The 25,017-nt window shown below is 72.6% G+C and carries 20 protein-coding genes, 1 tRNA gene, 1 other RNA gene and 1 riboswitch; of the genes, 18 read left to right on the top strand and 4 right to left on the bottom strand.

Features of this window, described 5'->3' with window-relative positions; translation table 11 throughout:
• The first annotated feature begins 143 nt into the window (after positions 1 to 143).
• Together ACIP37_RS26400 and prfB are read left to right on the top strand one after the other, a co-directional pair.
• Positions 144 to 1,403, top strand: coding sequence for a serine/threonine-protein kinase (locus ACIP37_RS26400; protein WP_363587364.1), 1,260 nt, complete (start codon positions 144 to 146; stop codon positions 1,401 to 1,403).
• A gap of 80 nt (positions 1,404 to 1,483) precedes the next feature.
• Complete coding sequence (gene prfB, locus ACIP37_RS26395; RefSeq protein WP_363587366.1) at positions 1,484 to 2,596, top strand: peptide chain release factor 2; 1,113 nt, start codon at positions 1,484 to 1,486, stop codon at positions 2,594 to 2,596.
• A gap of 67 nt (positions 2,597 to 2,663) precedes the next feature.
• On the opposite strand, the gene ACIP37_RS26390 is transcribed toward prfB, so the two are convergent.
• The gene (locus tag ACIP37_RS26390) at positions 2,664 to 2,858 is read right to left on the bottom strand and encodes a hypothetical protein (protein ID WP_363370334.1); all 195 of its coding nucleotides are present in this window, start codon (positions 2,856 to 2,858) and stop codon (positions 2,664 to 2,666) included.
• 351 nt (positions 2,859 to 3,209) lie between these two features.
• Here ACIP37_RS26390 and ftsE point away from each other — a divergent pair, with 351 nt between their 5' ends.
• The 8 genes from ftsE (at position 3,210) to ACIP37_RS26350 (ending at position 12,150) form a co-directional block, all read left to right on the top strand.
• Complete coding sequence (gene ftsE / locus ACIP37_RS26385) at positions 3,210 to 3,899, top strand: cell division ATP-binding protein FtsE (protein ID WP_063349173.1); 690 nt, start codon at positions 3,210 to 3,212, stop codon at positions 3,897 to 3,899.
• A gap of 86 nt (positions 3,900 to 3,985) precedes the next feature.
• Entirely contained in the window at positions 3,986 to 4,897 is a 912-nt protein-coding gene (gene ftsX, locus ACIP37_RS26380; protein WP_350881111.1) for a permease-like cell division protein FtsX, read from the top strand.
• A 110-nt stretch (positions 4,898 to 5,007) separates the two neighbouring features.
• On the top strand, positions 5,008 to 6,144 hold the full coding sequence (locus ACIP37_RS26375; RefSeq protein WP_363628098.1) for a S41 family peptidase: 1,137 nt from the start codon (positions 5,008 to 5,010) through the stop codon (positions 6,142 to 6,144).
• Between the two features lie 43 nt (positions 6,145 to 6,187).
• Complete coding sequence (smpB, locus tag ACIP37_RS26370) at positions 6,188 to 6,664, top strand: SsrA-binding protein SmpB (protein WP_350881115.1); 477 nt, start codon at positions 6,188 to 6,190, stop codon at positions 6,662 to 6,664.
• Between the two features lie 85 nt (positions 6,665 to 6,749).
• Positions 6,750 to 7,131, top strand: a transfer-messenger RNA (tmRNA) gene (gene ssrA, locus ACIP37_RS26365).
• 128 nt (positions 7,132 to 7,259) lie between these two features.
• Positions 7,260 to 9,563 carry a UvrD-helicase domain-containing protein gene (locus ACIP37_RS26360; RefSeq protein ID WP_363587207.1) on the top strand — a complete coding sequence of 768 codons (2,304 nt, stop codon included), beginning with the start codon at positions 7,260 to 7,262 and terminating at the stop codon, positions 9,561 to 9,563.
• A gap of 323 nt (positions 9,564 to 9,886) precedes the next feature.
• Positions 9,887 to 11,359, top strand: coding sequence for an NAD-dependent malic enzyme (locus tag ACIP37_RS26355; protein ID WP_063349178.1), 1,473 nt, complete (start codon positions 9,887 to 9,889; stop codon positions 11,357 to 11,359).
• A 509-nt stretch (positions 11,360 to 11,868) separates the two neighbouring features.
• Positions 11,869 to 12,150, top strand: a complete 282-nt coding sequence (locus ACIP37_RS26350) for an HU family DNA-binding protein (RefSeq protein ID WP_030059737.1) — start codon at positions 11,869 to 11,871, stop codon at positions 12,148 to 12,150.
• A gap of 129 nt (positions 12,151 to 12,279) precedes the next feature.
• On the opposite strand, the gene murA is transcribed toward ACIP37_RS26350, so the two are convergent.
• Positions 12,280 to 13,620 carry a UDP-N-acetylglucosamine 1-carboxyvinyltransferase gene (murA, locus tag ACIP37_RS26345; protein WP_363587206.1) on the bottom strand — a complete coding sequence of 447 codons (1,341 nt, stop codon included), beginning with the start codon at positions 13,618 to 13,620 and terminating at the stop codon, positions 12,280 to 12,282.
• A 299-nt stretch (positions 13,621 to 13,919) separates the two neighbouring features.
• On the opposite strand from murA, the gene ACIP37_RS26340 reads away from it, so the two are divergent.
• From ACIP37_RS26340 to ACIP37_RS26315, 6 genes are all read left to right on the top strand, one after another.
• Positions 13,920 to 14,504: a YqgE/AlgH family protein gene (locus tag ACIP37_RS26340; protein WP_063349180.1), complete on the top strand. Its 585-nt coding sequence runs from the start codon at positions 13,920 to 13,922 to the stop codon at positions 14,502 to 14,504.
• A 61-nt stretch (positions 14,505 to 14,565) separates the two neighbouring features.
• Complete coding sequence (locus tag ACIP37_RS26335; RefSeq protein ID WP_063349181.1) at positions 14,566 to 14,850, top strand: DUF3039 domain-containing protein; 285 nt, start codon at positions 14,566 to 14,568, stop codon at positions 14,848 to 14,850.
• A 129-nt stretch (positions 14,851 to 14,979) separates the two neighbouring features.
• Complete coding sequence (locus ACIP37_RS26330; RefSeq protein ID WP_400810320.1) at positions 14,980 to 16,590, top strand: beta-N-acetylhexosaminidase; 1,611 nt, start codon at positions 14,980 to 14,982, stop codon at positions 16,588 to 16,590.
• Between the two features lie 310 nt (positions 16,591 to 16,900).
• Positions 16,901 to 17,767: an FAD binding domain-containing protein gene (locus ACIP37_RS26325; protein WP_363587211.1), complete on the top strand. Its 867-nt coding sequence runs from the start codon at positions 16,901 to 16,903 to the stop codon at positions 17,765 to 17,767.
• Positions 17,764 to 18,930, top strand: coding sequence for a 2Fe-2S iron-sulfur cluster-binding protein (locus ACIP37_RS26320; protein WP_400810318.1), 1,167 nt, complete (start codon positions 17,764 to 17,766; stop codon positions 18,928 to 18,930). The genes ACIP37_RS26325 and ACIP37_RS26320 overlap by 4 nt, the downstream gene beginning before the upstream one ends.
• On the top strand, positions 18,927 to 21,254 hold the full coding sequence (locus tag ACIP37_RS26315) for a xanthine dehydrogenase family protein molybdopterin-binding subunit (RefSeq protein ID WP_400810316.1): 2,328 nt from the start codon (positions 18,927 to 18,929) through the stop codon (positions 21,252 to 21,254). Before ACIP37_RS26320 ends, ACIP37_RS26315 begins: the two co-directional genes overlap by 4 nt.
• Before the next feature lie 96 nt (positions 21,255 to 21,350).
• On the opposite strand, the gene ACIP37_RS26310 is transcribed toward ACIP37_RS26315, so the two are convergent.
• Positions 21,351 to 21,422, bottom strand: a tRNA-Cys gene (locus ACIP37_RS26310).
• 85 nt (positions 21,423 to 21,507) lie between these two features.
• A riboswitch (guanidine-III (ykkC-III) riboswitch) is annotated at positions 21,508 to 21,574 on the top strand.
• Between the two features lie 43 nt (positions 21,575 to 21,617).
• Here ACIP37_RS26310 and ACIP37_RS26305 point away from each other — a divergent pair.
• The gene (locus ACIP37_RS26305) at positions 21,618 to 21,932 is read left to right on the top strand and encodes an SMR family transporter (RefSeq protein WP_350881126.1); all 315 of its coding nucleotides are present in this window, start codon (positions 21,618 to 21,620) and stop codon (positions 21,930 to 21,932) included.
• 116 nt (positions 21,933 to 22,048) lie between these two features.
• On the top strand, positions 22,049 to 23,506 hold the full coding sequence (locus tag ACIP37_RS26300) for an MFS transporter (RefSeq protein WP_400810315.1): 1,458 nt from the start codon (positions 22,049 to 22,051) through the stop codon (positions 23,504 to 23,506).
• Between the two features lie 3 nt (positions 23,507 to 23,509).
• On the opposite strand, the gene ACIP37_RS26295 is transcribed toward ACIP37_RS26300, so the two are convergent.
• Positions 23,510 to 24,796, bottom strand: a complete 1,287-nt coding sequence (locus tag ACIP37_RS26295) for a hypothetical protein (protein ID WP_363628100.1) — start codon at positions 24,794 to 24,796, stop codon at positions 23,510 to 23,512.
• Between the last annotated feature and the right edge of the window lie 221 nt (positions 24,797 to 25,017).

The raw sequence follows: 25,017 nt of genomic DNA, 5'->3' as shown, positions 1-25,017 counted from the left end.
AGATTTCTCGCCCGAGACTGCCCGCCCAGGGCCCTCGGGCGGCCCGCGCGGGGCGCCGGGGCGCGTAGGTTGGTCGCTGTTGTCCCGCCCCATCGAGCGCACCGGACCCCCGGGCGCGCTCCCGCGCCGCCCACGGAGCAGCATTGGCACGCAAGATCGGCAGCCGGTACACCGTCCACCAGGTGATCGGCCGGGGTTCGGCCGGGACGGTCTGGCTCGGTGAGGGGCCCGACGGCCCGGTGGCGGTCAAGCTGCTGCGCGAGGACCTGGCCGCCGACCAGGTGCTGGTCGGCCGCTTCGTCCAGGAGCGCGCCGCGCTGACCAGCCTCGACCACCCCCGGGTGGTCGGCGTGCGCGACATGGTCGTGGACGGCAGCGACCTCGCCCTGGTGATGGAGCTGGTCCAGGGCACCGACCTGCGCTCCCGGCTGGAGCGCGACGGCGCGCTCCCGCCGCAGACCGCCGCCTCGGTCATCGCGGACGTCGCCGACGGCCTGGCCGCCGCGCACGCCGCCGGCATCGTCCACCGCGACGTCAAGCCGGAGAACGTCCTGCTCGACCTCGCCGCCGCCCCGGGCCCCGGCGGCGCCCCGCGCGCCAAGCTCACCGACTTCGGCGTGGCCCGCCTGGTCGACGCCCCGCGCCGCACCCGGGCCACCCGGATCATCGGCACCCCCGACTACCTCGCCCCGGAGATCATCGAGGGCCTGGAGCCGCGCGCCGCCGTCGACATCTACGCCCTCGCCACCGTGCTGTACGAGCTGCTGGCCGGGTTCACCCCGTTCGGCGGCGGCCACACCGGCGCGGTGCTGCGCCGGCACGTCACCGAGCAGGTGCCGCCGATCCCGGGCCTGCCGGACGGGCTGTGGCGGATCATCTCCGAGTGCCTGGCCAAGGCCCCGGCCTCCCGGCTGCGGGCCGCCGAGCTGGCCGCCCGGCTGCGCGAGCAGCTGCCCTCGCTGGCCGGCCTGCCGGTGCTGGCCGTCCCCTCCCAGGGCCGTGCCCCGGCGGAGGAGGCGCTGACCCCCGGTGAGGCCGTGTACGCCGAGGTGGACGCCGGCCCGGGCATCCACAAGCGCCGCCGGGGCCCGGCCGTCCCGCTGGTGCCCGGCGTCGCCCCCGACTCCACCCGGGACACCCACACCAGCCTGCGCCGCCCCTCCGCGGACGAGCTGGCCGCGTACGCCGCGGAGTCCCGCGCCCAGCGCACCGCCCCGGGCACCGGGCACCGCCGGGACCGGCAGGCGCTGCTGCGCCGCCGCCGGCTGCTGGCCGTCCTGCTGGCCACCGTCCTGCTGCTGGCGGGTGCCGCCGCGGCCTGGACGGCCTTCGCGGCCACCGCCCCGGACGCCGGCCACCCGGCCCGCCCGACGGTGTCCGGCACGGCCCCGCGGGCGCCGTAGAGGGCCGTCGGGCGGGTACCGCGAGAGCCGGAGGACCCCGGTGTCGTCATGACCACCCCCGGAACCATTACCCTGGGGGCGTGGCAGCCGTCGATCCTTCCGAAGAGCTCAAGAACCTCGAATCGACCATGGGGTCGATCGAGGCCGTCCTCGACCTGGACAAGATCCGGGCCGACATCGCTGTCCTGGAGGAGGCGGCAGGCGCCCCCAACCTGTGGGACGACATCGCGAACGCGCAGAAGGTGACCAGCCGGCTCTCCTTCCTCCAGGGCGAACTGCGCAAGGTCGAGGGCCTGCGCAGCCGTATCGACGACCTGGGCGTGCTGTTCGAGCTGGCCGAGGCCGAGGACGACGCGGACACCCGGGTCGAGGCCGAGTCCGAGCTCGTCTCCCTCCAGAAGGCGGTCGAGGAGCTGGAGGTCCGCACCCTCCTGTCCGGCGAGTACGACGCCCGCGAGGCGCTGATCAACATCCGTGCCGAGGCCGGTGGCGTCGACGCCGCCGACTTCGCCGAGCAGCTGATGCGCATGTACCTGCGCTGGGCCGAGCGGCACGGGTACCCCACCGAGGTGTACGACACCTCGTACGCCGAAGAGGCCGGCATCAAGTCCGCGACCTTCACGGTCAAGGCGCCGTACGCCTACGGCACCCTGTCGGTCGAGCAGGGCACCCACCGCCTGGTCCGCATCTCGCCCTTCGACAACCAGGGCCGCCGGCAGACCTCCTTCGCCGGTGTCGAGGTGCTCCCGGTCGTCGAGCAGTCCGACCACGTCGACATCGACGAGGGCGACCTGCGGATCGACGTCTACCGCGCCTCCGGTCCCGGCGGCCAGGGCGTCAACACCACCGACTCGGCGGTGCGCATCACGCACCTCCCGACCGGTGTCGTGGTCTCCTGCCAGAACGAGCGCTCGCAGATCCAGAACAAGGCGTCCGCGATGAACGTCCTCCAGGCGAAGCTGCTGGAGCGGCGCCGCCAGGAGGAGCGGGCGGCGATGGACGCGCTCAAGGACAGCGGCAGCTCCTGGGGCAACCAGATGCGCTCCTACGTGCTGCACCCGTACCAGATGGTCAAGGACGTCCGGACCGAGTACGAGGTCGGCAACCCGCAGGGCGTGCTGGACGGCGACATCGACGGCTTCATCGAGGCCGGCATCCGCTGGCGCAAGCAGCGCGAGACCGCCGCGCAGTAGGCGCCGACGGACGAAACAGGGCCCCCGACCGCAGTGGTCGGGGGCCCTTTCGTGTGCCTCGGTGGGTTCAGGCCAGTGCCTGCCGGGCGATCAGCGCCACCGCGAGCAGACCGGCCAGCAGGGCCAGCAGCATCGCGGGGGAGAGCGCCGCGAACGGACCCTGCTGCTCCTGCAGCCGGGCCCGGTTGGCGCGGCAGACCGCGCAGCGCCCGTCACTCACGCGGCCGTTGCAGTTGGCGCACACCAGATGGTCGCAGGTCATGCGATCTCCTCCTCGCTGCTACAGCCAACGCACCGGACGGGGCTTTGGTTCCTCTTCTTGCCCTGTGCGGGGGAGCGCCCGAACACGGGGACGCCACCTCCACTCTGCCAGGTTCTGACCGTTCCGGCTCCCGGGCTGTGAGATGCCTCCCAATTTTCGGGGCATAACCAGACATTCTCCCCCAGATTTCGACGGCTGTCCTGGGCGGGCCCTGCGCGCCGACCGCCGATTCGCGTATGGTCCCAGACCGGGAGCGGCCCTTTCCGCTCCCGCCACCCGCCCCAGGGCCGGGCGCCCGGGGTGGACCGACCGAGGACTGGCGCCGCCTAGGATGGCCTCCGTGATGCAGCCGTGATCAGATTCGACAACGTCTCCAAGACCTATCCCAAGCAGAACCGTCCCGCCCTGGACAACGTCTCGCTGGAGATCGAGAAGGGTGAGTTCGTCTTCCTGGTCGGCTCGTCCGGCTCGGGCAAGTCCACCTTCCTGCGCCTGTGCCTGCGCGAGGAGCGCCCCTCCACGGGCGAGGTGCACGTGCTGGGCAAGGACCTCGGCAAGCTGTCCAACTGGAAGGTGCCGCACATGCGCCGCCAGCTGGGCACCGTCTTCCAGGACTTCCGCCTGCTGCCCAACAAGACGGTCGCGCAGAACGTCGCCTTCGCCCTCGAAGTGATCGGCAAGCCCAAGAGCGCCATCAACAAGGTGGTGCCCGAGGTGCTGGAGCTGGTCGGCCTCGGCGGCAAGGAGGACCGCATGCCGGGCGAGCTCTCCGGCGGTGAGCAGCAGCGCGTGGCGATCGCCCGCGCGTTCGTGAACCGTCCGATGCTGCTGATCGCGGACGAGCCCACCGGCAACCTCGACCCGCAGAACTCGGTCGGCATCATGAAGCTGCTCGACCGCATCAACCGCACCGGCACCACGGTGCTGATGGCCACCCACGACCAGGCCATCGTCGACCAGATGCGCAAGCGCGTCATCGAGCTCGACAAGGGGCTGCTCGTCCGCGACCAGGCCCGCGGCGTCTACGGATACCAGCACTGACCGACCGGCGCAGCCGGCGCTGAACCCGTAGGGCCGTCCGCCCGCGTCGCCAGACCAGCAGTACCGACCCTGGAGTTGTTACCCGCATGCGTGCCCAGTTCGTCCTGTCGGAGATCGGTGTGGGTCTCCGCCGCAACCTGACGATGACCATCGCGGTCGTGGTCAGTGTCGCGCTCTCCCTCGCCCTGGCCGGTTCCTCGCTCCTGGTCCGTGACCAGGTGAACTCCATGAAGGGGTACTGGTACGACAAGGTCGAGGTGAGCATCTACTTCTGCACCAAGTCGGACGCGCGCAACTCGCCGCAGTGCGACAAGGGTGCGGCCACCGACCAGCAGGTGCAGGACATCAAGGCCCAGCTGGACAAGATGGACTCGGTGGTCCAGTCGTCGACCTTCGAGAGCTCCGCCGAGGCGTACAAGCACTGGAAGGAGATGAACCCGGACAACCCGCTCATCTCCGTCCTGGGCCCGGACGCGATGCCGCAGTCCTGGCGGGTCAAGCTGAACGACCCGACCAAGTACGACGTCATCCAGAGCGCCTTCGCCGGCAAACCCGGCGTCAAGTCGGTGGAGGACCAGCGGAAGATCCTGGAGAACCTGTTCGGCCTGCTCAACGGCCTCCAGACGGCGGCCTTCGTGATCATGGTGCTGATGCTGTTCGTCGCCCTGCTGCTGATCGTCAACACCGTCCGGGTGTCGGCGTACAGCAGGCGGCGCGAAACCGGCATCATGCGCCTGGTCGGTGCCTCGAACTTCTACGTCCAGATGCCGTTCATCGCCGAGGCCGCGTTCTCCGCGCTGCTCGGCGCGGCCATGGCCTCCGGGCTGCTGGTCGGCGGGCACTTCTTCGTCCAGAACTGGCTGGCCGACCGGGTGCAGTTCATCCACTTCATCGGCCTCGGCTCGGTGCTCGCGGTGATACCGCTGCTGATCGTGGTCGGTATGGGCATGGCCGGCGTGGCGGCGTTCTTCACCCTGCGCAAGTACCTCAAGGTCTGACCATCCCCGGCCCCGGCGGCCCCGGACGGCACTGCGCCGTCCGGGGCCGCCGCCGTTTCGCCCGTCGTTGCGGCCCGTCGCGCCCGACGCGGTGTCTACACTCCGGTGCCATGCTGGAAACTCCGCGCAGGGCACGTCAGGTGGCCACCCTCAGCCTGGTGTTCGGCGTCGTGCTGATCGCCGGGGCCGCCACCGGCGCCTGGGGCGACCCGCCGCGGCGCCCGGCCGCCGGTGCCGCCCCGGTCGCGGGCGCCGCCCCGGGCCTCCCGGCGGACCCGGCCGGCACCGCCCTGTCCGAGCAGCAGGCCGAGCACCTGCTCGGGGCCAACGGCGACCGCTGGGGCGCCTACTACAGCGCCCAGGAGTATGCCGCGTTCAGCCAGGGACTGGACGGCCGCTACCTGGGCGTCGGGCTCTCGGTCGGCCGCGGCCAGGACGGCGTCACCGCGATCTCCCAGGTGGCGCCCGCAGGGCCCGCCGCCACGGCCGGGATCGAGGCCGGCGACCGGCTGCTGCGGATCGACCAGGACCAGGCCGACCACCTGCCGGTCACCGAGGTGGTGGCCCGGCTGCGCGGGCGCGACGGCGAGCGCGGGGTGGGCTCCGAGGTCACCCTCGCCGTGCGGCGCGGTGTCGGCGAGGTCCGCGAACTGCGGCTGCGGCGGGCCCTGTTGGACAGCCAGCAGGTCACCGCCGAGCAGTTGGAGAAGGGCGTGCTGCGGATCGCCGTGCGGGCCTTCACCAGCGGCGTGACCGATCAGGTGCGCGCCGCGCTGCGCGCCCCGCACGCCGGTGTGGTGCTCGATCTGCGCGGCAACTCGGGCGGGTTGGTCGAGGAGGCCGCCGGCACTGCCGGGATCTTCCTGGACGGCGGAGCGGTCGGCTCGTACCAGGAGCGCGGCGAGACCCGGGAGTTGACCGCCCCGCCCGGGGGCGACCAGCGCACCCCGCTGGTGGTGCTGGTCGACGGCGGCACGATGAGCGCCGCCGAACTGCTCACCGGCGCGCTCCAGGACCGCAGCCGCGCCGTGGTGGTCGGCTCCCGGACCTTCGGCAAGGGCACCGTCCAGCAGCCCAGCCGGCTCGCCGACGGCGCCGTGCTGGAGCTGACCGTCGGCCGCTACTACACCCCGGCCGGCCGCTCCCCGGAGGGCACCGGCCTGACCCCGGACGTCCCGGCGGCGGCCGGCGAGGACGCCGACGCGCTCGCCCTGCGGGTGCTGGCCGGGCTCGGTACCCGGGCCTAAAGGGGCTGCCCCGAACCGGCCGAAGTGCGAGAATGGCCGCGCTATGGCAAAGGAAACCGGACAGAAGCTGATCGCGCAGAACAAGAAGGCGCGACACGAGTACACGATCCTCGACACCTACGAGTGCGGCCTCGTGCTCACCGGTACGGAGGTGAAGTCACTGCGCGAGGGGCGGGCCAACCTGGTCGACGGCTACGCCTACATCCAGAACCACGAGGCCTGGATCGACAACGTGTTCATCCCCGAGTACACCCAGGGGACGTGGACCAACCACGCGGCCCGGCGCAAGCGCAAGCTGCTGCTGCACCGGCTGGAGATCCGCAAGATCGAGAGCACGGTCCGCGACGCGGGCCACACGCTCGTCCCGCTCTCGCTGTACTTCAAGGACGGCCGGGTGAAGCTCGAACTGGCGCTCGCGGTCGGCAAGAAGCTGTACGACAAGCGGCAGACGCTGCGCGAGAAGCAGGACACCCGCGAGACGGCCCGTGCGGTGGCGGCCGCCCGGCGGCGCCAGCGTTAATCCGCTGGACCCTCACCCGCTGCCTCGCGTACTATGGCGGCAGCAACACGGACGGTCACCGTCCGGCTGTTTCTCAACAAAACATGGGGATGATCGGTTTCGACAGGGGATGTTGAAACAGGGGAAGCGAGCCGAGGAACGCGGCAATGATCTCGTTAACCACGTGTCGCAAAAAAATAATCGCCAACTCTAAGCGCGATTCCCAGCAGTTCGCTCTCGCTGCCTAATAAGCACCGATAGCGCTTGGGTGTCAGACCGGGGAGTTCCCGACCCGGACCCTGGCATAATCTAGGGAACTCAACCGTTCACCCGGGCTGCGAGGGTGGATGGGAAATCAAACAGCAGCTGGGCCTGTTGGCGGCTTGTCCGTGTGACTGCCAGGGCCGAGAAAATCACAGCGGACTGCGCTCGGAGAAGCCCTGAATTAACTCCACTGGACCCGGGTTCGATTCCCGGCATCTCCACCACCCCATGTTGACAGTGAAGGCCGTCCACCGCTTTGCGGTGGGCGGCCTTCACGTTTACCCCGGTTGGGGCGTAGGATCATCCGTCCGCTCGTTTTCCGGAGCCGGATTCCGCCGCTACCACCGAGGCCATGCAGAGCAACACGGACACCACCGCCGCCACCGACCGCGAGACCGCGCGCGAGCGCGAGATCGCCGGTGAGCAGCAGCACCTCGACACCGTCTACCGCCGGCTGGAGGAGAAACTCGCCGAGGCCGAGTACATCCTGGAGGACGCCGCCAAGCGGGTCCACGTCGGCACCCCCGGCGCGCTCGCCGAGCGCGACGCCCAGGTCTACCGGGCCGGCGCCCACCTCCAGCGCCTGAACAACGAGTTCGAGGACTTCCTGTTCGGCCGGATCGACCTCCAGCGGGCGGACGCCCCGGAGGAACACGGCATCCCCTCCGACACGCCGCTCGACCCGGCCGACCCGGCCGTCGCCGAGACCCTGCACATCGGCCGTCTGGGCGTGCTGGATGCCGAGTACGGTCCGCTGGTGATCGACTGGCGGGCGCCCGCCGCCGCGCCGTTCTACCGCGCCACCCCGGTCGAGCCGGGCCGGGTGGTCCGCCGCCGGGTGATCCGGTCCAAGGGGCGCCGGGTGATCGGCGTCGAGGACGACCTGCTGCGTCCCGACCTCACCCCGACCCTGAACGGCCGGGAGCTGGCGGTGGTCGGCGACGGCGCGCTGATGGCCTCGCTCGGCCGCGCCCGCAGCCACTCGATGCGCGACATCGTCTCCTCCATCCAGAAGGAGCAGGACGAGGTGATCCGGGCGGCCGCCGCCGGCGCCACGCTCGTCACCGGCGGCCCGGGCACCGGCAAGACCGCCGTGGCCCTGCACCGCGCCGCGTACCTGCTGTACCAGGACCGCCGCCGCTACGCCGGGGGCATCCTGGTGGTCTCGCCGACCCCGCTGCTGGTCTCCTACACCGAGGGCGTGCTGCCCTCGCTCGGCGAGGAGGGGCAGGTCGCCATCCGCGCGGTCGGCTCGCTGGTGGACGGCATCGAGGCGGGCACCTACGACAGTCCGGAGGCGGCCCGGGTCAAGGGCTCGGGCCGGATGGTCCAGCTGCTGCGCCGGGCGGCCCGGGCCGCGCTGGAGCTGGGCGCGCCGCAGGAGCTGAAGGTGGTCGCCCGCGGCGAGGTGCTCAAGCTGGACGCGGGCCGACTCAAGGCCGTGCGCGGCAACGTGATCGGCTCCGGCGGCACCCCGCTGAACCTGCTGCGCCCGCGCGCCCGCCGCCTGCTGCTGGACGCCCTGTGGCAGGAGGTCACCCGGCACCTGCCGAAGCCGACCGACCACTACGCCCGCGAGCAGCGCCAGGAGGAGAAGGAGTCCTTCGACGAGTACGTCTCGGACGAGGCGTCGTTCCTGGACTTCCTGGATGCCTGGTGGCCCGCCGTGACCCCGCGCCGGGTGCTCGGCACGCTCAAGCAGCACCGGCACATCAACCGGATCGCCCGCCGCGCCGTCTCCCCGGACGAGGCGAGGCTGCTGGCGGCGTCCTGGCGCCGGCTGTCCCCGAACGGCGAGGGCGCGCTGTCCGCGCACGACGTCGCGCTGGTGGACGAGCTCCAGGTGCTGCTCGGCGAGGCGGCCCGGCCGAAGGTGCGCGAGGTGGACGCGGTGGACCTGCTGAGCGGGCTGGAGGAGGTCACCACCTTCGCCGACCGCAGCTCCCGCCAGCGCGAGCGCGTCCCCGTCGAGCGCACCGAGTACGCGCACGTGATCGTGGACGAGGCGCAGGACCTCACCCCGATGCAGTGGCGGATGATCGGCCGCCGGGCCCGGATGGCGACCTGGACGATCGTCGGCGACCCGGCGCAGTCCTCCTGGCCGTTCCCGCAGGAGGCGCAGGCCGCGCTGGACGAGGTGCTGTCCGGCAAGCCGCGCCGCCGCTTCACGCTGACCGTCAACTACCGCAACCCGGCGGAGATCGCCGAGGTCGCGGCCAAGGTGCTGGCGCTGGCCGCGCCGGGCACCCCGTCGCCGACCGCGGTGCGCCGGGTCGGCGTCGAGCCGCGCTTCGCGGCCGTCGTGGACCCCGCCCCGGAGGCCTTCGGCGCGGCGGCCCGGGCGGAGCTGGAGCGGCTGCTGGGCGAGGTGGACGGCACCGTGGCGATCGTGGTGCCGATGGACCGCCGGGCCGAGGCGGCCGGCTGGGCCGAGGGCCTGGGCGAGCGGGCGGTGGTGCTGGGCAGCCTGGAGGCGAAGGGCCTGGAGTACGACGCGACCGTGGTGGCCGACCCGACCGGCATCGCCGGCGAGTCGGAGGCCGGCCTGCGGGTGCTGTACGTGGCGCTCACCCGGGCGACCCAGCGGCTGACCGTGCTGTCCGGTCCGGACGACCTGCCGGACGCGGCCGGCGTGCCCGCGCTGCTGCACGGCTGACGGCCGGTTCGCCGGACGAAGAAGGCCCCTCACCGGATGGTGAGGGGCCTTCAGACGTTAGTGACACCGACCCGCCATGCTCGCCTCGCGGCAAGTGGTCCCTCGAAGGGACGAAGGTTGGGCCCGGGGGCTTGGATCGAGCCGGTGTCCCGTCCAATGTAACGCATCGGCCCGGAGAGGCAAGAAGTTGTCGGGTCCGCACACTCAATGAACGTTATTTCTGGCTATCCCTTGGAAGGTGCGACGATCGAGGTCTAGCATGCGCAGGCGATGCCTTCAACAAAATGTTGAACCTGCCGCACGGACGGAAGAAGGAAGCGTCGATGGCGACGGTGCCCAGTGTCTCCAACTCGATCACGGTGCGGCTGGAGGTCCCGGCCCGGGGCAACGCCGTCAGTGCGATCACCACGGCCGTGGAGTCCTCCGGCGGTTCGGTGACCGGTCTCGACGTCACCGCCTCCGGCCTGGAGGCGCTGCGGATCGACGTGACGGTGGCGGCCTCCTCGGTCGCGCACGGCGAGGAGATCGTCGAGAAGCTGCGGGCGATCGACGGCGTGTCGATCGGCAAGGTCTCGGACCGCACCTTCCTGATGCACCTCGGCGGCAAGATCGAGATGTCGTCCAAGCTCCCGATCCGCAACCGTGACGACCTCAGCATGATCTACACCCCGGGCGTCGCCCGGGTCTGCATGGCGATCGCCGAGAACCCCGAGGACGCCCGCCGCCTCACCATCAAGCGCAACAGCGTCGCCGTGGTCACCGACGGCTCGGCGGTGCTGGGCCTGGGCAACATCGGCCCGGCCGCCGCGCTGCCGGTCATGGAGGGCAAGGCGGCCCTGTTCAAGCGCTTCGCCGGGATCGACGCCTGGCCGATCTGCCTGGACACCCAGGACACCGACGAGATCGTGGCCATCGTCAAGGCGATCGCCCCCGGCTTCGCGGGCATCAACCTGGAGGACATCTCCGCGCCGCGCTGCTTCGAGATCGAGGCCCGGCTGCGCGAGGCCCTGGACATCCCGGTCTTCCACGACGACCAGCACGGCACCGCGATCGTGGTGCTGGCCGCCCTCACCAACGCGCTGAAGGTGGTCGGCAAGGAGATCAGCGACATCCGGGTGGTGATGTCGGGCGCCGGCGCCGCCGGTACCGCGATCCTCAAGCTGCTGCTGGCGGCCGGCGTCGAGCACGCCACCGTGGCGGACGTGCGCGGTGTGGTCCACCAGGGCCGGGAGGACCTCAACGACAGCCTGCGCTGGATCGCCGAGCACACCAACCGCTCGGGCCGCACGGGCAGCCTCAAGGAGGCCGTGGCGGACGCCGACGTCTTCATCGGCGTCTCGGCCCCGAACGTCCTGGACGGCGACGACCTGGCCACCATGGCCGAGGACTCGATCGTCTTCGCGCTGGCCAACCCGGACCCGGAGGTCGACCCGGCCATCGCCCGGCAGACCGCCGCCGTGGTCGCCACCGGCCGCAGCGACTTCCCCAACCAGATCAACAACGTGCTGGTCTTCCCGGGTGTCTTCCGCGGCCTCCTGGACGCCCAGAGCCGCACCGTCAACACCGAGATGATGATCGCCGCCGCCCGGGCGCTGGCCACCACCGTCGCCGACGACGAGCTGAACGCCAACTACATCATCCCGAGCGTCTTCCACAAGGACGTCGCCAAGACGGTCGCCTCGGCGGTGCGCGAGGCGGCGCTGGCGGGCGTCCAGGAGAGCACGGAGCCGGCCCGTCCGACCCCGGGAATCGTCGGCACGCTCGACGCCTCCTCCTTCCCCACCGTCAAGCTCTGACCGGCGAGGCGGCCGACGTGTCGCTGATCGGTCAAATGTCCGAATAGCGGCCTTACCCGCCCGAGCCCGCCCCGAACCCTTGCGACACAAGGGCGAGGGGCGTGTTTGGGCTTGTCGTGCCTAGGGCGTACGGTAGCCCTGCACGGGGCAGGCGTGTCCGACAAGTACGGAACGTCCCCCTGGTCTTCCGGCGCGTCATCCCGACCGCCGCCCGGGCCCGGTCCGCCGGAGCCGACGGAGCGTCACACCTCCAACGGGTGGGGTTCGTTCGGGTGTCGTGGCCGGGGCCCGATTGGCTTTCTCGGGGCTGGTCGGGGCAGGATTCGTATCCAGGCAGGCGGACGGGCCTTCGACGGCACCGGCGCGCGGCATCGGGTACGGACCCGGCCTGCGACCACGCATTGCCTGCATGAGCACAGTGTGCGGACCTGCGGCCTATCCGGGTGCCCCCCGGTGGGAGTACCGATGGGCCCCCGCACACCGCAAGCGAACAGACCACAGGAGTACACATGAACCGCAGTGAGCTGGTGGCCGCGCTGTCCGAGCGCGCCGAGGTGACCCGCAAGGACGCCGACGCCGTTCTGGCCGCCTTCGCCGAGATCGTCGGCGAGGTCGTCGCCAAGGGCGACGAGAAGGTCACCATCCCCGGTTTCCTGACCTTCGAGCGCACCCACCGCGCCGCCCGCACCGCCCGCAACCCGCAGACCGGTGAGCCGATCCAGATCGCGGCCGGCTACAGCGCCAAGGTGAGCGCCGGCTCCAAGCTGAAGGAAGCCGCCAAGGGCGCCTGAACCACCCCTTGAACGCCCGAGAGGCCGGGCTCCCCTTCTGGGGAGCCCGGCCTCTCGTCGTGGGCCCGTGGGCCCGTGGGCCCGTGGGCCCGTGGGCCCGTGGGCCCGTGGCCCGGTGGGCCCTGCGGATCAGGCGTCGACCAGCTGCTCGGACGGCAGCTCGACGTGGGCGCCCAGGTCGCGCAGCTTGTCCATGAAGTTCTCGTAGCCGCGGTTGATCAGGTCGATGCCGTGCACGGTCGAGGTGCCCTCGGCCGCCAGCGCCGCGATCAGGTACGAGAAGCCGCCGCGCAGGTCGGGGATGACCAGCTCGGCGCCCATCAGCTTGGACGGGCCGGAGACGACCGCCGAGTGCAGGAAGTTGCGCGCGCCGAAGCGGCACGGGGTGGCGCCCAGGCACTCGCGGTACAGCTGGATGTGTGCACCCATCTGGTTGAGCGCGCCGGTGAATCCGAGCCGCGACTCGTACACCGTCTCGTGGACGATGGACAGGCCGGTGGCCTGGGTCAGGGCGACGACCAGCGGCTGCTGCCAGTCGGTCTGGAAGCCCGGGTGCACGTCGGTCTCCAGGGCGATCGCCTTGAGCTCGCCGCCCGGGTGCCAGAAACGGATGCCCTCGTCCTCCACCTCGAAGGCGCCGCCGACCTTCCGGAAGGTGTTCAGGAAGGTCATCATCTCCAGCTGGCGGGCGCCGCGGACGTAGATGTCGCCCCTGGTGGCCAGCGCCGCGCAGGCCCAGGAAGCGGCCTCCAGGCGGTCCGGCAGCGCGCGGTGGGTGTAGCCGCCCAGCTCGTCGACGCCGGTGATCAGGATGGTCCGGTCGGTGCCCAGGGTGATGATCGCGCCCATCTTCTGCAGCACGCAGATCAGGTCGACGATCTCCGGCTCGATGGCCGCGTTGCGCAGCTCGGTGACGCCCTCGGCGAGGACGGCGGTGAGCAGCACCTGCTCGGTCGCGCCGACCGAGGGGTAGGGCAGCTCGATCTTGGTGCCGCGCAGGCGCTGCTGGGCGACCAGGTAGGTGCCCTGCGGGTGCTTCTCGATGGTGGCGCCGAACTGGCGCAGCACCTCGAAGTGGAAGTCGACCGGACGGCCGCCGATGTCGCAGCCGCCCAGGCCCGGGATGAAGGCGTGGCCGAGGCGGTGCAGCAGCGGGCCGCAGAACAGGATCGGGATCCGCGAGGAGCCCGCGTGCGCGTCGATGTCGGTGACGTTCGCACTCTCCACGTGCGACGGGTCGAGGATCAGCTCGCCGTCCTCGTCGCCGGTCCGCACGGTGACCCCGTGCAGCTGGAGCAGTCCGCGGACCACCTTGACGTCGCGGATGTCCGGGACGTTGCGCAGTCTGCTGGGGCCCTGGCCGAGGAGGGCGGCGACCATGGCCTTGGGCACCAGGTTCTTCGCACCGCGGACGCGGATCTCGCCTTCGAGCGGGTTTCCGCCGTGGACCAGCAGGACGTCGTCGGTCATCGTTCTCGCAATCCGGGGTGCCAGAGGAGTGGGAAGGCTCCGGTAGAGAGCCGGTGGTGGACCGGTTGGTACGGGCGCGCTCGGGCCCCCGGCAAAACCGAGTCGGCACCGTAGAAGGGCGTCCACCATCCGTAGATGGTAGTGGGCGTGCCGATGGTTCCCGTGAGCCTCTCCCGTGATGGTCCTCTCTCCGGGCTCGCTCCCGCCCGCCGGAGGGGCCGTTCGGGTGTTTGTCCGGCGTGGCGGGGTTTCGATCGTTGAGGTGTCCGACCCCGGCCGTTCTGCGGGATCATGTGGGCATGACGGCGGCCCACTCGCACGCAGGACGGTCCCACACCGGCCGTCTGCTCGTCGCGACGCCCCTGCTCACCGACCCGAACTTCGCCCGGGCGGTGGTGCTGCTCCTCGACCACGACGTCGAGGGGGCGCTCGGCGTGGTCCTCAACCGGCCGACGCCGGTCGAGGTGGGCAGCGTGCTGGACGGCTGGGGGCGGCTGGTCGGGCAGCCCGCCGTGGTGTTCCAGGGCGGACCGGTGGCGCTGGACTCGGCGCTCGGCCTCGCCGTGGCGCCAGGGGAGCCGGGCACCGGCGAGCCGCTCGGCTGGCGGCGGGTGCACGGCGCGATCGGCCTGGTGGACCTGGAGGCGCCGCCCGAGGTGCTGGCCGGCGAGCTGGGCGCGCTGCGGATCTTCGCCGGGTACGCCGGCTGGTCGCCGGGCCAGCTGGAGACGGAGCTGGGGAGCGGCGCCTGGTACCTGGTGGACTGCGAGCCGGGGGACATCTCCAGCCCGGAACCGGAGCGGCTGTGGCGCTCGGTGCTGCGCCGCCAGCGCGGCCCGCTGGCGCTGCTCGCGACCTATCCGGACGACCCGACGCTGAACTGACGTACGGGCCGCCGTCGCGATACTGGCCGGGTTTCGCGGGGCGCCCATAGACTTGGCACCTATGAGCACTCTTGAGCCCGAGCGCGGCCTCGGCACCGGCACCCTGGTCGAGCCAGTCCCCCAGGTGTCCCACGGGGACGGCGACCACGAGCGCTTCGCGCACTACGTCCAGAAGGACAAGATCATGGAGAGCGCGCTCTCCGGCTCGCCCGTGGTGGCGCTCTGCGGCAAGGTCTGGGTGCCCGGGCGCGACCCGAAGAAGTACCCGGTCTGCCCGATGTGCAAGGAGATCTACGACGGCATCGGCAAGCCGCAGGGCGGCGACGACAACAACGGCGGCAAGTAGCACCGACCGCCGCGGGCCGGTGCCCGGCGCCGTTGCGCAGGGTGTGGTTGTGCACAGCGCCGTTTTGCATAGTGCCGCGTTTCCGAAGTGGTCTATGCCAGTCGTCCGGGGCGGGGGCAGGATGTCGGAATGGACCTCATTCCCGTGCCTTCGAGTGCCGTCCGCCGCCCGGACGAGGACTTCCCCCTCGACGACGCCACCACGCTGACCGCGCCGCCCGGGCTGGCCGACGCCGAGCGGTGGCTGCGCACCGCGCTGTCCGCGGCCACCGGGCTGCCGCTCGGCCCGGGCCGGCCGGGCGCGGGCATCGAACTGGTCCAGGACGACGCGCTGGCCGCCGAGGCGTACCGGATCACGGTGCGCCGCGGCCACGCCCTGATAGCCGCGGGCGGGCCGGCCGGTGCGCTGTGGGGGGCGCAGACCCTGCGGCAGCTGCTCGGCCCGGACGCCTTCCGCCGTTCCCCGCTGCGCGGCACCGGCTGGGTGCTGCCCGGCGCGGACATCGAGGACGCCCCGCGGTTCGGCTGGCGCGGTGCGCTGCTCGACGTCGCCCGGCACTTCCTGCCCAAGTCGGACGTGCTGCGCTTCGTCGACCTGCTGGCCGCGCACAAGCTCAACGTGTTGCACCTGCACCTGACCGACGACCAGGGCTGGCGGGTGGAGATCAAGCGCTACCCCGGCCTGACCGAGCGCGGCGCCTGGCGGGACCGCTCGATGGTCGGCTACCGGGCCGGCCAGCGCCGCGACGACCGCCCGCACGGCGGCTACTACACCCAGGACGACCTGCGCGAGATCGTCGCCTACGCGGCCGCGCGCGGGGTCACCGTCGTCCCGGAGGTCGACCTGCCCGGGCACACCCAGGCCGCCGTCGCGGCCTACCCCGAGCTGGGCAACACCGACGTGGTGGACACCGCGGCGCTCGGCGTCTGGACGGACTGGGGCGTCAGCCACAACGTGCTCAACGCCTCCGAGGACACCCTGCGCTTCTTCGAGGGCGTGCTGGAGGAGGTCCTGGAACTCTTCCCGTCCGAGTTCATCCACCTCGGCGGCGACGAGTGCCCCAAGGAGCAGTGGAAGGACAGCGCGGCCGCCCAGGCGCGGATCCGCGAGCTCGGCCTGGCCAACGAGGACGAGCTGCAGAGCTTCGTGATCCGGCACTTCGACCGCTGGCTGGCCGAGCGCGGCCGCCGGCTGATCGGCTGGGACGAGATCCTGGAGGGCGGGCTCGCCCCGGGCGCCGCCGTCTCCTCCTGGCGCGGGTTCGGTGGCGGGATCGCCGCGGCCAAGGCCGGGCACGACGTGGTGATGTGCCCCGAGCAGCACGTCTACTTCGACCACCGGCAGGCCGACGGCCCGGACGAGCCGATCCCGGTCGGCTTCGTGCGCACGCTGGAGGACGTGTACCGCTTCGAGCCGGTGCCCGGGCAGCTGGACGAGACCGCGGCCCGGCACGTGATCGGCACCCAGGCCAACCTGTGGAGCGAGTTCATGGACAGCGCCCGGGACATCGACTACCGGGCCTTCCCCCGGTTGGTGGCCTTCGCCGAGGTCGCCTGGTCCGACCTGCCCACCGATCCGGCCGAGCGCGACTACGCCGGCTTCCAGCACCGGCTGGAGGCGCACCTGAAGGTGCTGGACGCGCTCGGCGTGGAGTACCGCCCGGCGGACGGCCCGCATCCCTGGCAGCGCTGGCCCGGGGTGGCCGGCCGGCCGATCGAGGGCCCGCCGCCGGTGCGCTGAGCGCGACGGACTCGTTCCGGCGGGAACTTCTGAGTGGTCATCTGACGTCAAGAACAGATGAACATCTGCCCTGGTCCGGTTCGGGCCGGGGCAGATACCGCCCGGTATCCGTCCCAATCGGGCAGTCCCGTTCACCTGCCCCGAAATGATCATCGAGCATTGTGTGCCAGAGTTGCCCAACCCGGCCCGATCGCCCGTACCCTACGGGCCAGGCCGGGCTGCTGACGCGGACACCACGGCCGAAGGCCGCGGGCGGCAGCCGATCGATGAGCAAGTGGAGCACGGTGGGACCCAGGTGAACCGGACGATCATGCTGCCGGCCTCCCTCGACGAGGCCGTCGACGCGCTGGCCGCCACCCCGGCCGCGGTACCGGTGGCCGGAGCCACCGACCTGATGGAAGCCGTCAACGCCGGACGGCTACGCCCCGCCGCCCTGGTCGGCCTCGGCCGGATCACCGAACTGCGCGGCTGGCGCTACGAGGACGGCGGCACCGCCGTCCTCGGCGCCGGACTCACCCACGCCCGGATGGACCGCCCCGACTTCGCCGCGCTCATCCCCGCGCTCGCGGACGCCGCCCGCACCGCCGGCCCGCCGCAGGTCCGCAACGTCGGCACCCTCGGCGGCAACATCGTCACCGCCGCCCCGGCCGGCGACACCCTCCCGGTGCTCACCGCCCTGGAGGCCAGCGTCACCCTCGCCCGGGCCGGCGCCAGCCGCGAGGTGCCGGTCAGTCACCTGCTCACCGGCCTCGACCCGGTGCGCCCCGGCGAACTCCTCACCTGGGTGCGCGTCCCGCTGCTGCACGCCCCGCAGGTCTTCCTCAAGGCCACCGGCCGCAGCGGCCCGGCCCGCGCCACCGCCTCCGTCGCGCTGGTCCTCGACCCCGCCCGGCGCGCCGTGCGCTGCGCGGTCGGCGCCGTCGCACCGGTGCCGCTGCGCCCGCTGGAGGCCGAGGCCTGGGTCGCCGGCTGCATCGACTGGGACGGCAGCCGGGAGATCGACCCGGCCGCGACCGCCGCCTTCGGCGAGTACGTGGCCACCGCCTGCGTCCCCGACAGCTACGGCGCCGAAGGCGCCTGGGAGGCCGTGACCGAGGGGCCGAGCGCGGCCGCCGTTCGGCTGCGGCGTACCGTATCGGTGCTGGCCCGACGGGCACTGGGAAGGGCGCTGAAGTGACCACAGACCCCATTGAGACCCTCGACGCCGACCCGCTCGGCCTCACCCCGCAGGTCAGTCGCGAGCTGCGCCCGTGCGCCTCGTACACCTTGCGGGTCAACGGTTTCGAACGGCCCGTCACCGACGCCTGGATCGGCGAGAGCCTGCTCTACGTGCTGCGCGAGCGGCTCGGCCTGGCCGGTGCCAAGGACGGCTGCGAGCAGGGCGAGTGCGGGGCCTGCTCGGTGCAGGTGGACGGCCAGCTGGTGGCCGGCTGCCTGGTGCCCGCCGCGCTGGCCGCCGACAGCGAGATCAACACCGTCGAGGGCCTGTCGGCCGCCGGCGGCGCGAGCGACGTCCAGCAGGCGCTGGCCGAGTCCGGCGCGGTGCAGTGCGGCTACTGCACCCCCGGCATGGCGATGGCGGTGCACGACCTGCTCCAGCGCAACCACCGCCCGACCGAGGTCGAGGCCCGCCAGGCGCTCTGCGGCAACCTCTGCCGCTGCACCGGCTACCGCGGCGTGCTGGCCGCCGTCCAGAGCATCGCCGACGCGCGCGCCGAGGACGCCGAGGAGACGGAGGAAGCGGCCTCTCCGGTCGCCGCCCAGGCCGCCGCCCCGGTCGCGGGACAGCCCGCCGAACAGCCCGCCGGGGAAGCGGCCGCCGGACCGGAGCCGGCCGCCGAACCGCCGGTCTACGCCGACGCCGACGCCTGGATCGAGCACGTCCCGCAGCCGCCCGCCGAGCAGCCCCCGGCCGGCACCGACCAGCCGTACGGCGACGGCCAGGGCGGCTACGACACCGGCGTGTACGACACCGCCGTCCTGACGCCGGTCCAGGGCATCCCCGCCCAGACCGCCGACGACCAGGTGTACTACCCGCCCCAGGGCTACCCCGAGCAGCCGTACCAGGGCACCCCCGCCCACGGCACCTACGTGCCCGGCGGCTACCCGCAGCAGAACGGCTACGACGCCGGGTACGACGCCCCGGTCTACGAACCCACCCCCGCGCACGGCACGCCGCTGCCCGGGGCCGCCTTCGACGGCACGCCCCCGCACGGCACGCCGTACGTCGCCACGCCCCCGCACGGCGCTCCGGCCGGCGGCACCGCCCCGGCCGGCGTCCCGTACGGCGCCACCCCCGCCCACGGCATCCGGCTCCCCGAGGACGACCACGCATCATGACGTCGCCTACCGACATCGGCGCAGCACTCCAGCAGGACGGCGGCGAGGGCGGCGCACCGGAGCCGTTCGGCCTGGGCAGCTCACCGCTGCGCAGCGACGCACTGCCCAAGGCGCTCGGCATCTACCCGTACGCGGCCGACCTGTGGGCCGAGGGGCTGCTCTGGGGCGCGGTGCTGCGCTCGCCGCACCCGCACGCCCGGATCAGGGGTATCGACACCGCGGCCGCGCTCGCGCTGCCCGGCGTGCACGCCGTGGTCACCGCCGCCGACCTGCCGCCCGGCCCGGACGGAACCCCGGACGGCGCCCCGGCCGGGCCGATCGTCGCCGACCGGCCGGTGCTGGCCGCGGGCGTGGTGCGCCACCACGGCGAGCCGATCGCCGCGGTGGCCGCCGACCACCCGGACACCGCCCGGCTGGCGGTCGGTCTGATCGCGGTCGACTACGAGCCGCTGGAGGCCGTCACCGACCCCGAGCAGGCCTTCACCGCCCCGTCGCTGCACCCGGACGGCAACCTGTTCCGCCACCTGCCGCTGCGCACCGGGGACCCGGACGCGGCCGGCGAGATCATCATCGAGGGCCTCTACCAGGTCGGCCGTCAGGACCCGGCCCCGCTCGGGGCCGAGGCCGGGCTGGCCGTGCCGCGCCCGGACGGCGGCGTCGAACTGCACCTGTCCTCCACCGACCCGCACGGCGACCGCGACCGCACCGCCGCCTGCCTCGGCCTGGAGCCCGACCGGGTCCGGCTGGTGGTCACCGGCGTGCCCGGGGCCACCACGGACCGCGAGGACCTCTCCTTCCAGGTCACCCTGGCGTTGCTGGCGCTGCGCACCGGCCGCCCGGTGAAGATGACCCTCACCCGCGAGGAGTCCTTCCACACCCACCCCTCGCGCCACCCCGCGCTGCTGCGCTACCGCCACCACGCCGACGCCGAGGGCACCCTGGTGAAGGTCGAGGCGCAGATCCTGCTGGACGGCGGCGCGTACGCGGACGTCTCCGCCGAGGCGCTGGCCGCCGCCACCGCGTTCTCGGTCGGCCCGTACGTCTGCCCGAACGTCTTCGTGGACGCCTGGGCGGTGCGCACCAACAACCCGCCGGCCGGGCGGATGCGCGGCGAGGGCGCGTTGCAGGCCTGCTTCGCCTACGAGTCGCAGCTGGACCAGCTGGCCGCCCGGATCGGCGTGGACCCGGTGGAGATCCGCCGCCGCAACGCGATGGCCACCGGCGACGCGATGCCTACCGGACAGGCCGTCACCTGCCCGGCGCCGGTCGGCGCGCTGCTGGAGGCCGTCGCGGCCGAGCCGCTGCCGGCCCTGCCGGTGGACGACCCGGACGCCGAGTGGCTGCTGCCGGGCGGGCCCGGTGGGGCCGGCGACCCGGCGGCGGTGCGGCGCGGGATCGGCTACGCCGTCGGCATGGTGCACATGCTCGGCGCGGAGGGCGAGGACGAGGTCTCCACCGCCACCGTGCGGGTCAGCGGCGACCACGCCACGGTGATCTGCGCGGCCGTCGACTCCGGACAGGGCTTCGCCACGCTGGCCCGGCAGATCGTGCAGACCGTGCTGGGCGTCAGCGAGGTGTACATCGCGCCGGCCGACAGCGACCAGTCCATCGCCGGTCCCTCCGCCCGTGGCCGGCACACCTGGGTCTCCGGCGGCGCCGTCGAGCGCGCCGCGCTGATGGTCCGCCACCAGCTGCTCCAGCCGATCGCCGCCAACTTCGGGATGTCGGTGGAACTGCTGCAGATCGCCGACGGCAAGATCACCTCGTACGACGGGGTGCTCGGCATGCCGGTCGCCGAGGCGCTGGAGGGCAAGGAGCTCTGGGCGACGGCCCAGTGCCGCCCGCACCCCACCGAGCCGCTGGACGAGTCCGGGCAGGGCGACGCCTTCGTGTCGATCGCGTTCTGCGCGATGCGCGCGGTGGTGGACGTGGACATCGAGCTGGGCGCCGTCCGGGTGGTCGAGATGACGGTCGCCCAGGACGTCGGCCGGGCGCTGAACCCGCGGCAGATCGAGGACCGGATCGAGGCGGGCGTGGCCCAGGGCGTCGGCCTGGCGCTGCTGGAGGACCTGCGCACCGAGGGCGGCGTGCTGCTGAACCCCTCGCTCACCGGCTACCGGCTGCCCACCGCGCTGGACACCCCGCAGGTGCGCATCGCCGCCCTGCTGGAGGAGCGGGACGTGGTCGCCACCTTCGGGGCCAAGGCGGTCAGCGCCGCCCCCGCGGTGGTCGCCCCGGCGGCCGTGGCCGCCGCCGTCCGGGCGGCCACCGGCCTGCCGGTCGGCCGGCTGCCGATCCGGCCGGAGGACGCGGTCGCGGTCTGACGGGCGGGGGCGGCGGCTTCGGCCGACCGCCCCGGAAATACCGGAAACAGGAATTGCCGGTCGACGGAATGTCGACCGGCAATTCCATTTCCGGCGAGGCCATGACGGGAATCGAACCCGTGTACACCGCTTTGCAGACGGTTCCCTAAGCCACTCGGGCACACGGCCAGTGAATTCATAGTGGCGGAATGCGCGGGGGGCCGTCAACGGCGGAATGTAAATTCTGTATGGCGGCTTGTGCTACGGTCGGAACCAGGTGGTCGGTTGCCCGGCCGCCCCGGACGAGCGCGTCGTACCCGGTGACGACAAGACGGCGCAGTTCAGCGGCAATCCGGCCGCTGTGGACTGCGGAGGTAGGCCGTCATGGCATGGCTCGTTCTGATCATCTCGGGTGTCCTGGAGACCGTGTGGGCGGTGGCCCTGGAGTCGTCCAAGGGCTTTTCCCGGCTCACCCCCAGCCTCGTCTTCGGTGTGGCCCTGCTGCTGAGCATGGGCGGGCTGGCGTACGCGATGCGCACCATTCCGATCGGCACCGGCTACGCGGTCTGGGTCGGCATCGGTGCGGTCGGCACCGCGCTCTACGGCATGGCCGTCCTGGGGGACGCGGTGACGGCGGCCCGGATCGGCTGCCTGCTGCTCATCGTCTCCGGCGTGGTCGGCCTGAAGGTGCTCCACTGACCGCCGCCTGAGCTTCGCCCGCCCTTCCCCCGACCCCGGTCCTAGGCCCAGCGACCTAGCTGGTCACCGACTCGGGTCAGGGGTCATGAAGGCAGACGGCCCTTACGATGTTACGTATGACCACTGCCTCCCCCACCTCGGTCGACTCCGCCTCGATACCCTCCGAACTCGACCCAGGTGGCGGGGTCCTCAGCGGCCGCTACCGCGCTCTGACGCTGGGGATCGTGTCGGTGGTCCTGGTGATCGCCTTCGAGGCGACCGCCGTCAACACCGCGATGCCGACCGCGGCCCGCCAGCTGAACGGCATCGGGCTGTACGCCTTCGCCTTCTCCGGCTACTTCACCACCACGCTGTTCGCGCTGGTCGTCTCCGGGCAGTGGTGCGACCGGCGCGGGCCGATGCAGCCGCTGTTCACCGGCATCGCGGTGTTCGGTGTGGGCCTGGTGGTGGCCGGGACGGCGCCGGGCATGTGGGTGTTCGTGGCCGGGCGGGCGATCCAGGGCCTGGGCGGCGGGCTGGTGATCGTCGCGCTGTACGTGGTGGTCGGCCGGGCCTACCCGGAGCGGCTGCGGCCGGCGGTGTTCGCGGCCTTCTCCTCGGCCTGGGTGCTGCCCTCGATCATCGGGCCGCTGGTCTCCGGCGCGATCACCCAGCACCTCGGCTGGCGCTGGGTGTTCCTGGCCGTGCCGGTGCTGATCCTGCTGCCGCTGGCCGTGATGGGCCCCGCGCTGACCCGCTCCGAGCGGGAGCACCCGGTGGCCAGGGGCTCGGACTTCGACCGCCGGCGCACCCTGCTGGCCGCGATGGCGGCGCTCGGTGCCGGCCTGCTGCAGTACGCGGGCGGGCGGCACGACCTGATCGGGCTGCTCCCCGGGATCGTCGGGGCGGCGCTGCTGGTGCCGGCCGTCCTGGGGCTGTTGCCCGAGCGGACCCTGCGGGCAGGGCGGGGGCTGCCGGCGGTGATCCTGCTGCGCGGACTGGCGGCCGGGGCGTTCCTCGGGGCCGAGGCCTTCGTTCCGCTGATGATGACCACCGAGCGCGGCCTCTCGCCGACGATGTCGGGGCTCACCCTGACCAGCGGCGGGCTCACCTGGGCGCTGGGCTCCTGGCTACAGGGGCGGCCGGGAGCCGAGCGCTACCGCGAGGCGATGATCCGGGGCGGGTTCGTGCTGACCGCGGTGGCGATCGCGGGCGCCGCGCTGGTGCTGGTCCCGGCGGTGCCGGCCTGGGTGGCGGCGGTGGCCTGGGGCGTCGGCGGCATCGGGATGGGACTGACGGTCGCGAGCGTCAGCGTGCTGATGATGAAGCTCTCCGCGCCGGAGGACGCCGGGGTGAACTCGGCGGCCCTGCAGATGAGCGACGCGCTGGGCAACGTCCTGCTGACGGGCCTGGCGGGGGTGATGTTCGCGGTGCTGGGCGGCGGCTCGCTCGCCGCCGCCCACGAGGGCGCCGGGGCCACCGCCTCGTCCGGGGCCGCCGGCTCGCCCGGGGCCTTCGCGGTGATCCTGCTGGCCATGGCCGGCGTGGCGCTGCTGGGGGCGCTGCTCGCCGGCCGGGTCCGGGCCAGGTCCTGAGGGTCAGCCGGCAGCGGCGGCGGAGGGCACCGGCGGTGCCCCGGGGGTGCCGAGGAAGGCCTCCCAGCCGCCGGTCGGCGCCTGGCCCGGGGCGAGGCCCTGGAGCTTGCGCAGCACCGCCGGGTCCTGGGCGTCCAGCCAGTCCACCAGTTGGCGGAACGAGACCAGCCGGACCTCCGGCTTGTCCGCGATCGTCCGGAGCACGTCCTCGACGGCGTTCATGTAGATGCCGCCGTTCCACTCCTCGAAGTGGTTGCCGATGACGTACGGCGCCCGGTTGCCGTTGTAGGTGCGGTCGAATCCCAGCAGGTAGGAGTCGCGGGCCTGGGCCTGGAAGCCCGGGTAGAGCGCCGGGTCGGCCTTGGTGTTGGGGCCGCACTGGTTGTACATGATGTTGTAGTCCATCGACAGCACCTGGAAGGTGTGCCCGGGGAAGGGGATGGACTGCAGCGGGAGGTCCCAGAGCGCACCGCCCTGGATCTTCTGCGGCCACACCTGGGTGCCGTTGCCGCTGCTGTCGTAGCGCCAGCCGCGCTTGACCGCGGTGGGCAGCAGGTTGCGCTGGCCCTCCAGGCAGGGGGTGCGGCTGCCGATCAGCTCCCTGCGGTAGTCGAAGGGCAGGGCCGGCAGGTCGGTGAAGCCGGTGTTGGTGCGCCAGTTCGTCACGAAGTCCATGGCCTGCTGGATCTCGCTGTCCCACTCCTCCGGGGACCACTTGCCGACGCCGGTGGCGCCGCAGAAGTGGCCGTTGAAGTGGGTGCCGATCTCGTGGCCCTCCAGCCAGGCCGCGTGCACGTTCTCCAGGGTGTCGTGGATGTGCTGGTCGGTGAGGTAGCCGATCTCGGAGGCGCCGACCTTGTGCTGCGGGGGGCGGTAGAGGTCCTTCTTGGACTCGGGCAGCAGGTAGAGGCCGCTGAGGAAGAAGGTCATCGAGGCGTTGTGCTCCTGCGCCAGCCGGCGGAAGCGGGCGAACAGTCCGTTGTCGAGTTCGCCGGCGCCGTCCCAGGAGAAGACCACGAACTGCGGCGGCCGTTCGCCGGCCTTGAGCCGCTCGGGGGTGGGCTGGTGGGGCTGGGCCCCGGTGTCGGAGGTGGAGCCGTCGCCGATCAGGACGGCCTGCTGCTCGGTGGCGTCGGTGGGGTCCGAACTCTGGTCGACGGCCGCGCCGGTGGGGGGAACGGCCGAACCGATCATCGGCTTGTCGGCGCTGTTGCTTCCGCAGCCGGTCGCCAGGGTGGCGGCGGAGGCCGCACCGGCGGCCAGCAGGGTGCGGCGGGAGAGAGCGGCCATGGTCACTCCGTTCATGAGGCGTTCGGCAGGCGTACAGGCGTGCGGAAATCCGGTCGGACAAGTGGGGTGATAGAACCCGTGACCGGGTCAGCATGGCAGCTGGGCTCGATCGGTCGGCCAGGCGCCACTGGCGGTCGTCATCGATCGCCCGATTGACGCAACCGGACCGACCCCCCGCGCCGTCGAAGCTCGTACCGAGGCGTTCCGGTGGCGCCGTCACC

Source organism: Kitasatospora sp. NPDC088861 (assembly GCF_044750105.1).
Lineage (GTDB): Bacteria > Actinomycetota > Actinomycetes > Streptomycetales > Streptomycetaceae > Kitasatospora.
The sequence above is the reverse complement of the archived record's forward strand: the minus strand, read 5'-3'. Positions and strand labels throughout refer to the sequence as shown.

Excerpts from the sequence above, each read along its gene's own strand:
- ACIP37_RS26390 (WP_363370334.1), bottom strand. The coding sequence starts at position 2,858 with ATGACCTGCGACCATCTGGTGTGCGCCAACTGCAACGGCCGCGTGAGT.
- ftsX (WP_350881111.1), top strand. The coding sequence starts at position 3,986 with ATGCGTGCCCAGTTCGTCCTGTCGGAGATCGGTGTGGGTCTCCGCCGC.
- ACIP37_RS26375 (WP_363628098.1), top strand. The coding sequence starts at position 5,008 with ATGCTGGAAACTCCGCGCAGGGCACGTCAGGTGGCCACCCTCAGCCTG.
- smpB (WP_350881115.1), top strand. The coding sequence starts at position 6,188 with ATGGCAAAGGAAACCGGACAGAAGCTGATCGCGCAGAACAAGAAGGCG.
- ACIP37_RS26360 (WP_363587207.1), top strand. The coding sequence starts at position 7,260 with ATGCAGAGCAACACGGACACCACCGCCGCCACCGACCGCGAGACCGCG.
- ACIP37_RS26355 (WP_063349178.1), top strand. The coding sequence starts at position 9,887 with ATGGCGACGGTGCCCAGTGTCTCCAACTCGATCACGGTGCGGCTGGAG.
- ACIP37_RS26350 (WP_030059737.1), top strand. The coding sequence starts at position 11,869 with ATGAACCGCAGTGAGCTGGTGGCCGCGCTGTCCGAGCGCGCCGAGGTG.
- murA (WP_363587206.1), bottom strand. The coding sequence starts at position 13,620 with ATGACCGACGACGTCCTGCTGGTCCACGGCGGAAACCCGCTCGAAGGC.
- ACIP37_RS26340 (WP_063349180.1), top strand. The coding sequence starts at position 13,920 with ATGACGGCGGCCCACTCGCACGCAGGACGGTCCCACACCGGCCGTCTG.
- ACIP37_RS26335 (WP_063349181.1), top strand. The coding sequence starts at position 14,566 with ATGAGCACTCTTGAGCCCGAGCGCGGCCTCGGCACCGGCACCCTGGTC.
- ACIP37_RS26330 (WP_400810320.1), top strand. The coding sequence starts at position 14,980 with ATGGACCTCATTCCCGTGCCTTCGAGTGCCGTCCGCCGCCCGGACGAG.
- ACIP37_RS26325 (WP_363587211.1), top strand. The coding sequence starts at position 16,901 with ATGCTGCCGGCCTCCCTCGACGAGGCCGTCGACGCGCTGGCCGCCACC.
- ACIP37_RS26315 (WP_400810316.1), top strand. The coding sequence starts at position 18,927 with ATGACGTCGCCTACCGACATCGGCGCAGCACTCCAGCAGGACGGCGGC.
- ACIP37_RS26305 (WP_350881126.1), top strand. The coding sequence starts at position 21,618 with ATGGCATGGCTCGTTCTGATCATCTCGGGTGTCCTGGAGACCGTGTGG.
- ACIP37_RS26300 (WP_400810315.1), top strand. The coding sequence starts at position 22,049 with ATGACCACTGCCTCCCCCACCTCGGTCGACTCCGCCTCGATACCCTCC.
- ACIP37_RS26295 (WP_363628100.1), bottom strand. The coding sequence starts at position 24,796 with ATGGCCGCTCTCTCCCGCCGCACCCTGCTGGCCGCCGGTGCGGCCTCC.